Annotated in this window: 14 protein-coding genes; all 14 read right to left on the bottom strand. The window is 55.1% G+C overall.

Features of this window, described 5'->3' with window-relative positions:
- Nucleotides 1-12: 12 nt before the first annotated feature.
- The 14 genes from AC27IT_RS06210 to AC27IT_RS06275 all read right to left on the bottom strand — a co-directional run bounded on the left by AC27IT_RS06210 (nt 13) and on the right by AC27IT_RS06275 (nt 14,418).
- Complete coding sequence (locus tag AC27IT_RS06210) at nt 13-1,803, bottom strand: ATP-binding protein (protein WP_005835982.1); 1,791 nt, start codon at nt 1,801-1,803, stop codon at nt 13-15.
- A complete protein-coding gene (locus AC27IT_RS06215; RefSeq protein ID WP_005835983.1) occupies nt 1,804-2,520 on the bottom strand; it encodes a response regulator transcription factor in 717 nt (238 codons plus the stop codon). It abuts the gene before it with no gap.
- Nucleotides 2,521-2,610: 90 nt separating this feature from the next.
- On the bottom strand, nt 2,611-3,840 hold the full coding sequence (gene ccsA / locus AC27IT_RS06220) for a cytochrome c biogenesis protein CcsA (RefSeq protein WP_327944625.1): 1,230 nt from the start codon (nt 3,838-3,840) through the stop codon (nt 2,611-2,613).
- A 24-nt stretch (nt 3,841-3,864) separates the two neighbouring features.
- The gene (gene resB, locus AC27IT_RS06225) at nt 3,865-5,493 is read right to left on the bottom strand and encodes a cytochrome c biogenesis protein ResB (RefSeq protein ID WP_340673819.1); all 1,629 of its coding nucleotides are present in this window, start codon (nt 5,491-5,493) and stop codon (nt 3,865-3,867) included.
- Nucleotides 5,494-5,505: 12 nt separating this feature from the next.
- Complete coding sequence (gene resA, locus AC27IT_RS06230; protein ID WP_487091674.1) at nt 5,506-6,030, bottom strand: thiol-disulfide oxidoreductase ResA; 525 nt, start codon at nt 6,028-6,030, stop codon at nt 5,506-5,508.
- Between the two features lie 109 nt (nt 6,031-6,139).
- Nucleotides 6,140-6,889: a pseudouridine synthase gene (locus tag AC27IT_RS06235; RefSeq protein ID WP_197187685.1), complete on the bottom strand. Its 750-nt coding sequence runs from the start codon at nt 6,887-6,889 to the stop codon at nt 6,140-6,142.
- A gap of 113 nt (nt 6,890-7,002) precedes the next feature.
- Nucleotides 7,003-7,536 (bottom strand): spore maturation protein, encoded by a 534-nt coding sequence (locus AC27IT_RS06240; protein ID WP_005835993.1) that lies wholly within the window; start codon nt 7,534-7,536, stop codon nt 7,003-7,005.
- A gap of 11 nt (nt 7,537-7,547) precedes the next feature.
- Nucleotides 7,548-8,138 carry a nucleoside recognition domain-containing protein gene (locus AC27IT_RS06245; protein ID WP_005835995.1) on the bottom strand — a complete coding sequence of 197 codons (591 nt, stop codon included), beginning with the start codon at nt 8,136-8,138 and terminating at the stop codon, nt 7,548-7,550.
- Nucleotides 8,131-9,300 (bottom strand): D-alanyl-D-alanine carboxypeptidase family protein, encoded by a 1,170-nt coding sequence (locus tag AC27IT_RS06250; protein WP_025843774.1) that lies wholly within the window; start codon nt 9,298-9,300, stop codon nt 8,131-8,133. The genes AC27IT_RS06245 and AC27IT_RS06250 overlap by 8 nt, the downstream gene beginning before the upstream one ends.
- Nucleotides 9,301-9,396: 96 nt before the next feature.
- On the bottom strand, nt 9,397-9,981 hold the full coding sequence (gene scpB, locus AC27IT_RS06255) for an SMC-Scp complex subunit ScpB (protein ID WP_005835999.1): 585 nt from the start codon (nt 9,979-9,981) through the stop codon (nt 9,397-9,399).
- The gene (locus tag AC27IT_RS06260; protein WP_487091675.1) at nt 9,971-10,732 is read right to left on the bottom strand and encodes a segregation and condensation protein A; all 762 of its coding nucleotides are present in this window, start codon (nt 10,730-10,732) and stop codon (nt 9,971-9,973) included. Before AC27IT_RS06260 ends, scpB begins: the two co-directional genes overlap by 11 nt.
- Before the next feature lie 20 nt (nt 10,733-10,752).
- On the bottom strand, nt 10,753-11,421 hold the full coding sequence (locus AC27IT_RS06265; RefSeq protein WP_005836004.1) for a site-2 protease family protein: 669 nt from the start codon (nt 11,419-11,421) through the stop codon (nt 10,753-10,755).
- Between the two features lie 227 nt (nt 11,422-11,648).
- Entirely contained in the window at nt 11,649-12,083 is a 435-nt protein-coding gene (locus AC27IT_RS06270) for a peptidylprolyl isomerase (protein WP_005836006.1), read from the bottom strand.
- Between the two features lie 67 nt (nt 12,084-12,150).
- Nucleotides 12,151-14,418 carry a bifunctional diguanylate cyclase/phosphodiesterase gene (locus AC27IT_RS06275; RefSeq protein WP_487091676.1) on the bottom strand — a complete coding sequence of 756 codons (2,268 nt, stop codon included), beginning with the start codon at nt 14,416-14,418 and terminating at the stop codon, nt 12,151-12,153.
- Nucleotides 14,419-14,502: the final 84 nt, after the last annotated feature.

The following is a 14,502-nucleotide window of genomic DNA, read 5'->3' on the forward strand; positions in this document are numbered from 1 at the left end:
CTCTCTACACTCCTATTTGTTTTTCGCCTGTACGGTCATCGCGATCGTAAAGGTCGTACCCTCTCCCAGCTTGCTTTGCACGCCGATTGTCCCGCCGTGCGCTTCGACGATGTTGCGCGCGATGGCAAGACCCAGTCCGGTCCCGCCTACGCGCCCGCGTGTCCGGGCCTTGTCGGCCTTGTAGAAGCGCTCGAACACAAACGGCAAATCCTCCTGCGGAATCCCGCTGCCTGTATCGCTGATCTCGATCAGCAAAGTCTTGTCGCCGCGCGCGCGGATGGTGACGCTGCCCCCGCTCGGCGTGTGCCTGAGCGCGTTGTCGATCAGGTTGGTCAACACCTGCTCCATCCGGTCCGGGTCGATGTAGACCTCGCTGTGCGACGTCGTCACATCCAAAAGCAGTGTAATCCCGCGCTCCCGGGCCAGGTTCGTGAACTTGCGCTGGATTCGCTCCAGGTACGGGCGCAGCTCCACAATCTCCTGAAACAGCTCCACATGCCCGGCTTCCATCCGCGCCAGGCTGAGCAGCTCGTTGACCAGCTTGGTCATGCGCACCGACTCGTCGTAAATGATTTGCGCAAGTTCTTTGTGCTCTTCCGGCGTCGTCGCGATATCGTCGACTATCGCCTCGCTGTAGCCTTGCAACATGGACAACGGTGTGCGCAGCTCGTGCGACACATTCGCCACGAAATCGTTGCGCATTTTGTCCAGCTTTCGCTCCTGGGTGATGTCGCGCAGGACGGCTACAGCCCCGCGAATTTGCTCGCGGTCATTGAGCGGCACCATGACAAGCGCCCAGATGCGGCCCTGTACCGGAATGTCCTCCGTGACCTCCTGCCCGGTTTGCACGACCTGCTGGTAAAAGGCGAACAGCGGAACCTGCTCGTCCTTGTGCTCGAACTCCCAATCGCGCAAAAAGCGCTCTGCGGGCGGATTCGTGACGGCAATTTTCCCGTTGACGTCGATCATGACCACCCCGTCCACCATCGAGCGCAAGACGCTTGCGAGCTGCTCCTTTTCTTTGGACAAGGCGTCGACAAGCTGATTCAGCTTGCTCGCCATCGTGTTGAACGAGGCCGCCAGCTCGCCGGTTTCGTCCGTTGTTTTGATCGGAACTTCCGCGTGAAAATCGCCTTCCGCGATCCGGTGCGCCGTCTCCTTCATTTGCCTGAGCGGAATCGTGATCCGCGACGACAGGAAAAAGGCAAACACCGTGGTAGAAACGAATGCAATCACGCCGACGACAAAAATTAAAAACCGCACTTCGTTTACGGTATCGTCAAAATCCTCAATCGCCTGGTACATCACCACAGCGCCCTGCTTGCCCGGCGCGACCTCCAACGGCACCGCCACCGCGAGCATTTGCACGCTGCTCATATGGTCGTTCGGATTGTTCGAGGCCACCTGCAAGTATATTCGCTGCGGGGCGGGATGCTTTCCGGCCAGTGCCTCGGACAGATGCAACGCCTGGTCTTTCAGCAACTGCTCGACGGGAATGTCTGGCAAGCCGTTGCCTTCGCTTTTTCCGATGACCTGGCTGTTCTCATCCAGCACCACCATCCCGGTGTGGTGGACAAGGCCAAAGGTCGAAGCCATCTCCAATGCTTCCCGCTTGTCCGCGCTCGCTGCCAGCCCCTTGGACAATCCCTCTGCCAGCTCCTGCAAATTTTTCGTCTGCCGATTGCTGTAAAAGCTGTCAAACGACTGCACGAGCAGCAGGCTGAAGATCGTCAAAACGAGCGCAAACAGCGCAATAATCGTCATCCATAGCTTTCCGACAACGCTGCGAAAAATAACGTCCACTTATTTCGGCACCTCAAGCTTGTAGCCGACTCCCCAGACGGTCGCAATCATGTTGGCCGCCTGCGGAGAAACCCGGTTCAGTTTTTCGCGCAGCCGCTTGATGTGCGTATCTACCGTGCGCAAATCTCCGAAAAACTCGTAATGCCAAACGTCTTTGAGCAGCTCCTCGCGCGTAAACACTTTGTCCGGCGACAGGGCGAGGTAGTGCAGCAGCTCGTACTCTTTCGGCGTGAGGCTCACTTCCTGGCCGCTCGCGATGACTTTGTGCGCGTCGTGGTCGATCGTCAGCTCGGGGAAAACAAGCACGGAGTGGCTGTTGAACGTCTCCGTCTTCAAGTAAGCGGTAGCGGAGGAACGGCGCAGAATCGCTTTGACCCGGTACATGACCTCGCGCGGGCTGAACGGCTTGACAACGTAGTCATCCACCCCTGCCTCGAAGCCGTGCACGCGGTTTGTCTCCTCGCCTTTTGCCGTGAGCATGATGATCGGGGTTGCCTTGAACTCGCGAATGCGCTGGCATACTTCGATCCCGTCCATCCCGGGAAGCATCAGGTCGAGCAAAATAATATCGTAATCGCTGCCGACAGCCATCTCGACAGCCTGTTCGCCATTGTCAGCCTCGTCGATGAGGAAGTTTTCCCTTTCCAGGTACATTTTCAGCAGGCGGCGAATGCGCTCCTCATCATCTACTACGAGAATACGTGCCATTTTTTCCATGTTTAACACCTCTTGGCCTCATGATATCGTACAACGGTTTGAAGATAGTCCAAAAAGCTGGCAAAATTACCAGCTTTTTGAAGGGGTATGCTACACGCCTGCGTAGGAGTGCAGACCGGCAATGACCAGATTGACCACGACCAGTGTAATTAAAATGATAACGAATCCGATGACGGACATCCAGGCTGATTTCGCACCGATCCAGCCGCGGGACAGGCGCAGGTGCAAATACGCACTGTAAAACAGCCAGACGATGAGCGCCCATACTTCTTTCGGGTCCCAGCCCCAGAATCGTCCCCAAGCTTCCTGCGCCCAAATCATCGCAAAAATCAAGGCGCCCAGGGTGAACACAGGATAACCGATACTGATGGCCCGGTAGCTGATTTCATCCAGCAGGTCGGGTTCGATGCCTTCCAGCGAAGGCTGGATCACAGCACCGAGACGCTTGCGGAAAATCAGGCGCAGCCCGCCGTACAGGATGATCCCGGTGATGATCGACCAGAGCATCGTGTTCAGTTTACGCGCGGCGTCCTTCCCTTCCATCCAGCTCGGCGCTTCGAACCACGGGTTCATCGGCCCGGCCTGAACGATTTTCGAATCGGCTGGGGCGACGATCGCGGGCATCGTGTACTCCACCTGTACTTTTTCCATCTGCCCGGCCGCGTTCATCTGCTCCATGTTCATTTCAAAAACGGTCTTTTGTTCCATTCTGGCAAACGTGGATTCCATCAAAATGAACCCGACGAGCATGAGAACGACAGCAAGCACGAACTCCAGCCACTTGGTGCTGCGCGTAGAAATATGTTGCGGCACCGTGCGAATCAAATACATCAGCCCTGCTGCGAAACCGACTGCGAGAATCCCTTCCCCGAGCGCCGCTGTCGTCACGTGAATGTGCAGCCAGTAGCTTTGCAGCGATGGAATCAGCGGCGTCACTTCTTTGGGGAACACGTACGAATACGCCAGCATGATGACCCCGAGCGGAAGCACAAACGCCCCGATTACCGTCAGCTTGTAGATGCGGTAAATAATCAGATAGGCCAGGATAATACAGTAATCCAAAAAGGCCATAAACTCAAACATGTTGCTCGTCGGGCTGTGTCCTCCGCCAATCCAGCGGGCAATCACATACCCTGTCTGCGCCAGAAAGCCAATGACCGCAAGCCAATAGGCAATCCGTCCATAGCGTTCCTCATGTTGCTTCGGATCGCGTCCCGCCCAGTTTTTCCCCGTCATCGCCACCACAAACACAACCGACGAGATCACGTACAGCAAAAACGCGATATCCAGTAACCAGTCACTCAATTGTATGAGCTGCACGTCGAGAGTACCCCCTTGGAGCTTTTACGCCTTCGTTTTTTCTTCGATGGTTACAGGGAGCTGCAACTGCTCAACCAAACCGTCCACTTCCCTGCGAAGCCCGAACCAGTTTTTGTTCGTATGCGCTGCCAGCAAAATCGTTCCATCCTGTGTCTGCACCCAGATGCGGCGATGCTGCCAGAAGAAGCCCATCGCGACACCGATCATAAAGATAAACGCCCCGAAGTAAATGAGCGGCACGGCCTTGTCGATCCGCACGTTCAAGCCGGAGATGTCGACCAGATCGGGCTTGTGGAAAGTCAGGCCGAAGCGGGCATCCGTTTTTTGCGTCAAAACAGAGCCTTGCAAATAGACCAGCTTCTCGCTTTGCTGTGTAGCTTCATCCACAATCTCCAGCGCGACCATCGGATTTTTCGGCAGGTTCGTTTTCGTAGCAGGCTTGCCGTCATTGCCCATGATGAAATCCGGGAAGTAATCCAGGACTCGCACCTTGATTCCGGCGGCGACTTCTTGCTCTGCTGCCGGATTGTACAGATCGACCTTGAACGCCCCCAGCTCCTTGTCTCCGTTTTTCACGTCGACCAGCACAAAGTTGAGAGCGCCGAGCTGCATCTCCTGTACCCCTGACTGATAAATCGCAATATCTCCTTCGATCATCGGGTGGTTGACGATAATCGGGCCTTTTTGCACTTCGACCAGATCGGGTTTCTTGCCCGGTACGTCCGCGTTTTTGTTCAAGTACAGGACGGCATCGGTCTGGAAGCTTTTCGGGATCACTCCCCCGTTCAACTCCAGCTTCTCCGGCATTTCTTCCTCTGACCAGTACGTCGTCTGGTAGTTCTCGCTTTTTATGTAGTAGGGCGTCTCCGGGATCGCAACGGTTTGTCCCTCGCGCACCCAGACGAACTCGTCCAAGTAGAAGCCAGGGATATTGCGCATGAGCACACCGATCAGAAACAGGATCAAACCGATGTGGTTGATGTATGGGCCCCAGCGACTGAAGCGGCCTTTTTCAGCCATGATCGCCCGCTCTGCCCGGAAAATCCGGTAGCCTTTTTTCTTCAGGACGGCGGCCGAGCGCTCCAGAAGCTCCGCCTGATCTGCGTCCGGCGCAAGCTCTCCTTCGCCAAACAGCTTCTGCCCCTTCAAAAACGACTTGTGCTGATTGAGCCGCGGCTTGCTGAGCGCCTTGTAGAGCGGAACGACCCGGTCGAGACTACAGATGACCAGCGAAGTTCCCAAGAGCACGAGCAGCGTCACGAACCACCAGGAGGAGTACAGATTGTGAAAGCCCAGCCCGTAGTAAACGGTTCCGAGGGTCCCGTACGTATCGGTATAGAAGCGCGCCACATCGGCTTCTGTCGGCACCGGAACAGGTATGTATTGTTGCTGCGGAAACACCGTTCCGACGGCAGAGGCAACCAGAATAACGATAATGATACCGATTGCAATTTTGACCGAGGAAAAAGTATTCCAGATTCGGTCGATCCACTTTTTCGTGTACGTCTGGGAACGCCGTGCCATCCCTTCGTAGCGCATGTCGGGAAACTGTATCTGCTCGAACACTTCCACATTCAACGGCTTCCCGCACGATTCACAGAGCAGCGTTCCGACGGGATTCGTATGTCCACATTCACATTTTCGCTGATCCATATTGCTCCTCGCTTACGGCAAGATTTTGGACAGTTTGTCCGCAATCATCGCTTCATTTAGTTGTCCGATAAAAATTTCCTTCACTTCTCCATCAGGCGCGATGAAAAAGGTCGTCGGAATCGGACCGATCCGGTACAGCTTCGTAATTTGCGACTGGCGGTCCAGCAAAATCGGAAACTCGACGCCGAACTGCTTCACAAATGGCTCTACGGCAACCGGCGACTCGCCGATGTTCACGCCGAGTACAACCAGTCCTTTGTCCTTGAGCTTGCTGTATTGTTCCTGCAAGGCGGGCATTTCCTTTTTACAGGGCTCACACCACGTCCCCCAAAAGTTGAGCACGACGCCCTTCCCTTTCAAATCGTCAAGGGCCAATTCTGGTCCATTGAGCTGCTCCAGGCTGAAATTCGGAGCGTCTCTCCCTACTTTTACCGCATTCGGGTCCTTCACGAAGCTGGAGTAGAGTGCAAAAACCAGGGCGACAAGCAGCAGACCCAATACCGCGATCCTGACATATGTACGATTGCTTTTGTTCATGTTGCCCATACTCCCATCTACTACAAATAAATTGCAGGCATTATCCATTCTATTATAGCGTTCCTAGATTTTCCGCCAGCGCATAACTTATGAACAGATTTTGAACGAATCACAGTTTTGCCCCTCGGCTCCGCCTGTTTTGAATCAGTCCCTGCCTGAGCTTGTCTACTTCCTGCCGCGACAGCGGACGATACTGGCCTGGCCGCAAGCCTTCCAGCGTCAAAAAGCCGAGGCGAATGCGCTCCAGCGTCAAAACGGGATGGCCAATCGCGTCGCACATCCGCCGGACTTGCCGATTCCGTCCTTCGTGGATGGTCAGCTCGATAAGCGCCTTCGCATTGCCTGGCTCTGCCTTCACCAGTCTGGATGCCCCCGGCGAAGTCATGCCGTCCTCCAGGCGAATCCCGGTCGCGAGCTTTTTCAGCTTTTCCTGGCTTGGCACGCCTTTTACCCAGGCGCGGTACACCTTGTCGATTTCATAGCTCGGATGGGCAAGCTTGTTGGCGAGATCGCCGTCGTTCGTCAGGAGCAGCAAGCCTGACGTATCATAGTCGAGACGTCCTACCGGATAGACGCGCTCTTTTACTCCTGTCAGCAAGTCGGTCACTACCCGCCGTCCGCGGGGGTCGGTGACGCTCGTGATGACGCCTGTCGGCTTGTACAGCAAATAGTAGACGTGCTCTTCCAGCGCGATTTCCCGGCCTTTTACCGTAATCCGGTCAGTCGCCGGATCGACCTTCATCCCTTGCTCGCGAACGACCTGTCCATTCACCTGCACATGTCCTTGTGCGATCAGTTCCTCACAATGACGGCGAGAGGCGACTCCAGCATGCGCCAATACCTTTTGCAAACGTTCCATTGTTGGATCACCTCTACAACATCATACCCATTCTTACCAGTGTGGACAAGAAAAAGGGAAAAACTTCCCCGGCGTTCGAGGAAGTTTTTTCATCCGACATGTCTGTTTTCGATTCAAGAGAACACATACGAGACGATCAGCAAGGAAAAAATGACCCCTGCCAGGTCAGACCACAAACCTACTTTCAGCGCGTAGCTCGAATTGCGAATCCCGACAGCGCCGAAGTAGACGGTCAAGACATACAGCGTCGTGTCCGTGCTGCCTTGCATCGTGGCAGCCAACCGGCCGAAAAACGAATCCGGCCCGTACTGGGCGATCAGATCGGTCGCAATCGCAAGCGAGCCCGTCCCGGTCAGCGGACGCAGCAGGGCGAGCGGCACGAGTTCCTCGGGAAAATGCAGCATGTCGAGCACAGGCTTGATTCCCCGCAAGAGCAAGTCCAGCGCCCCCGACTCGCGGAACATGCTGACTGCGACCATCATCGCGATCAAATGGGGCAAGATGCGAATGGTCGTGGTCAGCCCCCCTTTTGCCCCTTCGACGAATGTTTCGTAAACCGGGACCTCTCTCTTCCACCCGTATAAAAGGACAAACGCGATCGTAACGGGAATCGCCCATAGCGAGAGCAGGGACACCCATTGGTACATACGGTTTCCCCCTAACTGTGACGTCGTAAGTGACGATAGCGATACCAGCGGTCGATGAAAAGCGCCACGATCGTTGCGGCAAAGGAAGAGACAAGCGTCGTGCCGACAATCTCCACCGGATTGACCGAGCCGTACTGCATCCGGATGGCAATCATCGTAGTAGGGATGATCGTGATGCTCGCGGTGTTGATCGCAAGTAGCGTGCACATCGCCGGGGAGGCGTGCTGCTTATCCGGGTTGAGCTTTTGCAGCTCTTCCATGGCTTTCAGTCCCATCGGCGTCGCCGCGTTGCCAAGTCCGAGCAGGTTGGCGCTCATGTTCGACAAAATATAGCCCATGGCAGGGTGCCCTTTTGGCACGTCGGGAAACAGCAGTTGGATGATCGGCGCCAAGACTTTGGACAACAGCGCGAGCAGCCCTGATTTTTCTGCGACTTTCATGATGCCCATCCAGAAGGCAAGCACGCTCAGCAGGCCAAAGCATACCGTGACGCCCGTTTTTGCTCCTTCAAAGGCAGCGGCGTTGACCGCTTCCATCCGCCCGGTGACGGCTGCCACCACGATGCTAATGACAATCAGTCCGAGCCATATGACATTAAGCACTCCACAGCCCCCCTGCCACGATGTCCCAGAGTTGCTTCCAAAACGCATGCGCGCCCGTCAGCGGCTGGCTGCTCGTCGGGGCGTCCGCGCGAACGAGCAGCGGAACCTGCCCGATCATCTGTTCCTTCAAATAAAGCTGCAAAAAGCCGACAAGCTGCCCATCCATCTTCGGGGTAATCGTCGATTGGCCCACTACCACGCGCTGCTTAATCCCCGCCTCCTCCGCAGTCTGGAGCGGATAGCGAAACGCGTTTTGTGTCACCAGATGGGTCCCTGCTTCCATCGTGAGCGGCATCTCCGGCTGGACGTCCTGCCCTTCCCCGACCAGTTGCTTCAGCGGGAACTGGGCAAATCCGTAGTCCAACAGCTTCGCCGAATCGTTCCAGTCATCCGAAGCGTTCAACGTAATCGTCGCCAACTGTCGCCCGTCGCGCGTGGCCGATGCTGCGAGGCAACGCTTCGCCAGCTTCGTATAGCCTGTTTTGACGCCGTCCGCTCCGTTGTACAGGTGCAGCATCTTGTTTTTGTTCAAAAGCCGTCTGTCCCACTCTTCCCCTTCCCAGGAGATATCCTTGACTTTGGTGGACACGATCTGGCGAAAGACGGGATTGCGCAACGCATAGGCGGACAGCTTCGCCATATCTTCCGGCGTGGAGTAATGCTGGTTGCTGTCATCGAGCCCGTGCGGATTGGTAAAATTCGTATGCTCCATCCCGATCAAGGCGGCTTTTTCATTCATCAAATACGTAAAGCCGGGGACAGAGCCGCCGATATGGGTGGCAATCGTGACGGCAGCGTCGTTTCCGGAGCGCAGCATCAGACCGTAGAGCAGCTCTTCCAGCGTCAGCTTCTCGGAGCGCTTCAGGTAGATGGACGAGCCTTCTACGCCTACCGCTTCCGGTGGTACGGTCACCACATCGTCCAGCTTCCCGGTCTCAATCGCGACAATCGCCGTCATCGTCTTCGTCAGGCTGGCGATCCGCATTTTTTTCGTGCCGTTTTTCGAGTAGAGAATCCGCCCGCTGGCAACGTCAATCAGGGCCGCCCCCTCGGCAGACAGGCTCGGCGGCGCTTGGGCTTCTGCGATTGATACCGGAGCCAATAGGAGCTGTATAAAAAGAAAAACGACGAGTCCGCCGGACAGAAGTTTTCGCACGTTCATAAACGTCCTCCCCATCCCAAAAGTACAACGATACACAGGTTTGTACATATATATGGGGACGAGTCGGGAGGTAGTACGAAAAACTGTCCGAACTGACTAATCGTTTGTCTTTTCTTCCTGCTTGCCAAATAGCGCGGATGCTTCCATGCGGATTTCCTCGATATCCAGATTGACGGGCGGCTCCGGCAGATCGGAAATTTCGCGCAGGCCAAAATGCTCGAGAAACTCTTTGGTCGTGGCGTACAAAATCGGGCGTCCGATCCCCTCGGCTCTGCCCGCTTCGCGAATGAGCTGTTTCGACAAAAGCGTATTAAGTGCCTTTTCGCACTTCACGCCGCGGATTTCTTCGATTTCCGAGCGCGTCAAAGGCTGCTTGTAGGCAATGATGGCGAGCGTCTCCAATGCGGCCTGGGACAGCGTCGACTGTCCCGGCGAGGTTGCCAGTCGTTCGAAATACGGAACATGCTCGGGCAAGGTGGTCAATTGATACGCCTTGGCCACTTCCACGATTTGCACGCCGCGCCCTGCCCGGCGAAAGTCCGCTTTCATGTCCTCGATCAAATCAACGACCTCTTCTTCCGACACCTCGACGATTTCACTGATCTCCTTGGCATCAATGCCTTCATCCCCCGAGATGAACAGCAAGCCTTCGATCACGCCTTTCAGCTTGTCATAGTCCATCGTTTTGGGCTCCTTCCGCATCACATATCATGATGTCCTGAAACAGTTGATTTTGAATACATGTAATGTGCTTTTCCTTCATCAACTCCAGCAAAGCGAGAAATGTCGTCACGATTTCCGAACGGGTCGCCCCTTTGGAAAAAAGCTGGGAAAAGCGCACCATTCCGCCGCCGACACGCACTAGCTGGCGAATTTGCGTCATCCTGTCCTTGATCGAGATTTCGTCACGGGAAACCTTTGTCATCGGCTCCTTGTCTTTTGCTTTTTGCACCAGCTTTTCCAGAGCGTTAATCAGATCGTACAAGGTCACGTTTTTGACCGTGTGATCTTCCTCGCGCACGTACGGCGCCAGACTTTCCGCAGGCCGGGTAAACACCTGGTTGCGGCCGATTTCCATCTCGCGCAACTGCTCGGCCAATAGCTTGTAGCGCTTGTACTCCAACAGCCGCGCCACCAGTTCCTCGCGCGGGTCCACTTCCTCGACATCCATATCGAGAAACGGCTGAAACACGTGCTCCTCTTTTCTTGGCAACAGCATCTTGCTCTTGATCGAGAGAAGCGTCGCCGCCATGACGACAAACTCGCTGGCGACGTCCAATTGCAGCTCTTGCATTTGATCGATCGTCGCAAGGTATTGCTCGGTAATTTCCGCTATCGGGATGTCGTAGATGTCCACTTCCGCCTTGTCGATCAGGTGCAGCAAAAGGTCAAGGGGCCCTTCAAAGGAATCAAGTTTGATGCTGTATGCCAAAAGACGTCCCCTCGTTTCCTTTAAATGAACACGCTCACGATGCCCGCTGCAATCTGTTGCACAAAGTTCAGCATCATGCCCATAGGAACTCCGAAGATCATGGAGCTAACCCCCGGGATAAAGATCAAGAGCAGCAAAAGCCACGGGCCGTAAATTTCAAAGTTGTAAAAAGCGCCATCCCAGCGTCTCGGCGACAGGAAACGCACGATCTTGTACCCGTCGAGCGGTGGAACCGGCAGCAGGTTGAACACAAACAGACCGATATTGATGATGATACAGAATCGGAGCGTCGTCTCCAGCGCAAACGCCGCTTTGTCGCTCATGCCGTCCATCACGCCGAAAAGGCTTACGAGTATGTAAATGACGCAGAAAAGAATCGCCAGCACCAGGTTAATCAGTGGCCCCGCCGCTGACACGTACACAATGCCCAACCGCTTGTTCCCGCGAAAATGCAGCGGGTTGATCGGCACAGGCTTGGCCCAGCCGAACGGTCCAAACAGAATGAGGATCAAACCGAACGGATCGATATGCGGGATTGGATTTATCGTTAAACGGCCCTCATTTTTGGCGGTATCGTCGCCCAACTTCCAGGCGACAAAGGCGTGCGCCCATTCGTGCAAACTGAAAGCGATAACGAATGCAATCATGCGAAACGGTACCGTTTTCCAATCAAAGTGAAAAAGATCCATTGGTTCCCCCTTAACAGCCTCTAAGGCAAAGCCGTTCCCCCCAAGCCAGCATATCATGCTATGTCGAGGCAGCTTGTTTACGCAGCTTGTGAAAAGTCCATCGGCTTTGCTCGGCAAAAAATCGTCTACCCTATAGGATACCAGCAGATGGATAGGCTTACAAGTGTATTCGCGGCGCAATAAAAAGCACCGGCAAGCCTGTGCCCGCCGGTGCTGCAAAACGCTGATTATTCGGCTCCGACTTTTACGGTTGCCATTTTGTCGCCTTGCTTGATCGCGTCGACATGCTCCATGCCGGAAGTCACGCGGCCAAACACAGTATGTACGCCATCGAGGTGCGGGAAGGAATCGTAGCAGATGAAGAACTGGCTGCCGCCTGTGTCTTTGCCTGCATGCGCCATGGAGAGCGCACCGCGCAGATGCTTGTGCGGGTTTCCTTTTGTTTCACATTTGATGGTGTAGCCAGGCCCGCCTGTTCCTGTTCCATACGGGCACCCGCCTTGAGCTACGAAGCCAGGAATGACACGGTGGAACGAAAGACCGTTGTAGAAGCCTTCGTTTGCCAGTTTTTCAAAGTTCGCAACGGTTCCCGGAGCTTCCTGATCGAACAGCTCCAGCTCGATTTGACTACCATTTTCCATGGTGATGTGCGCTTTTTTCATGGATGAGCCTCCAGACCTTGTAAAGTTAACGTTCCTATTTTACCACGCGCAAAGGTCCCCGTCCAATTTATACCTCCACACCCGTCTGCTCCTCGCATTCGCGGTCGTGGACAAACACCGTGCCGGGATGCGATTTGGCCGTTTTTTTCACATCTGCCGCCCGCCGCGCCACTGCTTCCGCGCTCGCGTACAGGTCAGGGCCGAGATCCACTCCGGCCATCGACATGGACAGTTGCACCTCATCGCCCATCCGGCACTTTTCATAAATGTCCGCGAAGTACGACGAAAACGAATCAATCAGAAAAGCAATGAGCGCATCCACCCCGTGCGCCGACGTGATGAGAATAAAATCGTCGCCGCCGATATGGCCGATAAAATCGTTTCCGATCCCGAACCGCCGGGACGCTTCACGCAGCAAATTCGCCGTCCGGACGATAATTTGGTCCCCGACCTCAAAGCCGTAGCGGTCATTGAACCATTTGAACCGATCGAGGTCGCAATAGATGACCATCTGCGCCTCGCGCTGCTTGATTCGCAAGTTCAGCTCGCGCTCAATCTGCACATTTCCGGGAAGTCCCGTCAGCGGATTGGCGGAGCTGGCCATTTCCAGCTTGATCGACGCCATCTTGTCGAGCAGGTTTTGCACGGTCACGATGCCGAGGTATTCATTTTGCTCGCCGACGATGATGACGACGTCGTACAGATGGTAGGCGTCCCGCGCCATGGCCCGCTTGGCTACCTCGTCCAGCCTGTCGGTTTTGCCGGCTTTGAGCGGATTCGTGTTCATGATGTGCGAAACAGGCCGCTCGTAGTAGAGCGCAATCCCGTACTGGCCGCCGAGAATTTGATAGAGGGAAAAGCGCATGACCAGCCCGATCGGCCGCCCCTCCTCCAGCACGACGACGCTTTCGATTCGCTGGTTTTGCTCGAAAATTTCGTGCACCCGGCGGACGCGGACGTGCTTTTCCACACAGATCGTCTTCGCCAAAATCTCCGTCATGTCCGGCGTTACAATCAGCGCCTCGCGCTCGCCGTTCCTTCGTTTTTCCTGCATGTAGCGCAAAAAGTTCATCGCCTGGCCAGACACTTGCGCCATCCCCTTGTCCGGCTTGCCCAAGTAATAGCCTTGGCCGTAGACGACGCCTACGTCCATCAGCGTTTCCAGCTCGCGCTCTGTTTCGATGCCTTCCGCAATAATTTTGCAGTTGACCTTCTCGGCAAACGACACGAACGTCTCCAGAAGCGCCTGCTTGATCGGGTCGACATCAATGTTGCGGATGAGCGACATGTCCAGCTTGATGAAGTCGGGGTAAATCTCCGCAATGGATTCCAGGCTGGAATACCCCGCTCCGGCGTCGTCTACCGCGATCAAATAGCCTTTTTTGCGATATTCCTCGATAATTTTGCGAAAAACGGCATAGTTGGTGATCGCGTGGCGCTCGGTAATTTCGAAGACGATGTTGTGCGGGTTGAGTCCGTAGTTGGCAAGCAGGCTCTGGACTTTGCCGCGCAGCAAAAACGGATCGTCAATCGCCCGCGGGTCCAGGTTGATAAACAGCTTTTCGTTCGGATTCAGGTAGCGCAGTTGCTCCAGCGCCCGTTTGCGGCAAATGTGCTCCAGGCGAAAAACCGTATCCGTCTCTTCCGCATAGCTGAACAACGTCGCAGGCGTGGCAAACGGGCTGTTTTGCGGGCCGCGAGCCAGCGCCTCCCAGCCCAGGGCGTGACCGTCGGGCAGATGAACGATCGGCATGAAATGCATGTGTACATTTTCTTCGGCAAGCAGCTTGTGAAACTGCGTCATGTGCGTATATTTTTCCGAGGTGATCCCGTACTTCGCCATGTGGACGGCGTGTTTGACAGAGGTGTACATCTCGCGCACGATATCGTGACCTGCAATCGGGGCGTACCCGATATGGACGCGCAAGTCCTCCCGATTGACGAAGCTGACCTGGCGATTGAGCTGCCGCTCCGCCACTTCCTGAAAATGAATGGAGAGCATGCGGCAATCTTCGTCGCTCACTTGCCCGCCAAACGAAACGTAAATGGCGAAATCGTCGCCCCACAGCTTTTGAATCGCCAAAATCCTCCCCTTGATTTCAAACGCCTGGCGGGCCACCGCCGGCAGTATGCCTTCAAAAATGTGCAGCACCCGCTTGGCGCTCGTATCGCCATAGCGCTGCTCCACTTCGGTCATTTTTACGATGTCTACGTAAAACAAGACGACATTGCGGCCTTTGTCAATTTCCTGCCGAATGACGGTCTTCATCCATTGACGCTTATCTAAGGAAAAATAAGGAAAGCACCGAAATCGTCTGATGAGAGTCGACAGCATGCTGGATCCTCCTCGCCACCTCCATTATGGCAGGGAAGGTTTAATTTTTCGTGAATGCGGAGTGAAGGTAATATAAAAACCCTT

It is taken from the genome of Brevibacillus sp. YAE8, assembly GCF_057543335.1.

Excerpts from the sequence above, each read along its gene's own strand:
- AC27IT_RS06265 (WP_005836004.1), bottom strand. The coding sequence starts at position 11,421 with ATGGATCTTTTTCACTTTGATTGGAAAACGGTACCGTTTCGCATGATT.
- resA (WP_487091674.1), bottom strand. The coding sequence starts at position 6,030 with ATGAACAAAAGCAATCGTACATATGTCAGGATCGCGGTATTGGGTCTG.
- AC27IT_RS06235 (WP_197187685.1), bottom strand. The coding sequence starts at position 6,889 with ATGGAACGTTTGCAAAAGGTATTGGCGCATGCTGGAGTCGCCTCTCGC.
- AC27IT_RS06215 (WP_005835983.1), bottom strand. The coding sequence starts at position 2,520 with ATGGAAAAAATGGCACGTATTCTCGTAGTAGATGATGAGGAGCGCATT.
- resB (WP_340673819.1), bottom strand. The coding sequence starts at position 5,493 with ATGGATCAGCGAAAATGTGAATGTGGACATACGAATCCCGTCGGAACG.
- AC27IT_RS06240 (WP_005835993.1), bottom strand. The coding sequence starts at position 7,536 with ATGTACCAATGGGTGTCCCTGCTCTCGCTATGGGCGATTCCCGTTACG.
- AC27IT_RS06275 (WP_487091676.1), bottom strand. The coding sequence starts at position 14,418 with ATGCTGTCGACTCTCATCAGACGATTTCGGTGCTTTCCTTATTTTTCC.
- AC27IT_RS06270 (WP_005836006.1), bottom strand. The coding sequence starts at position 12,083 with ATGAAAAAAGCGCACATCACCATGGAAAATGGTAGTCAAATCGAGCTG.
- scpB (WP_005835999.1), bottom strand. The coding sequence starts at position 9,981 with ATGGACTATGACAAGCTGAAAGGCGTGATCGAAGGCTTGCTGTTCATC.
- AC27IT_RS06250 (WP_025843774.1), bottom strand. The coding sequence starts at position 9,300 with ATGAACGTGCGAAAACTTCTGTCCGGCGGACTCGTCGTTTTTCTTTTT.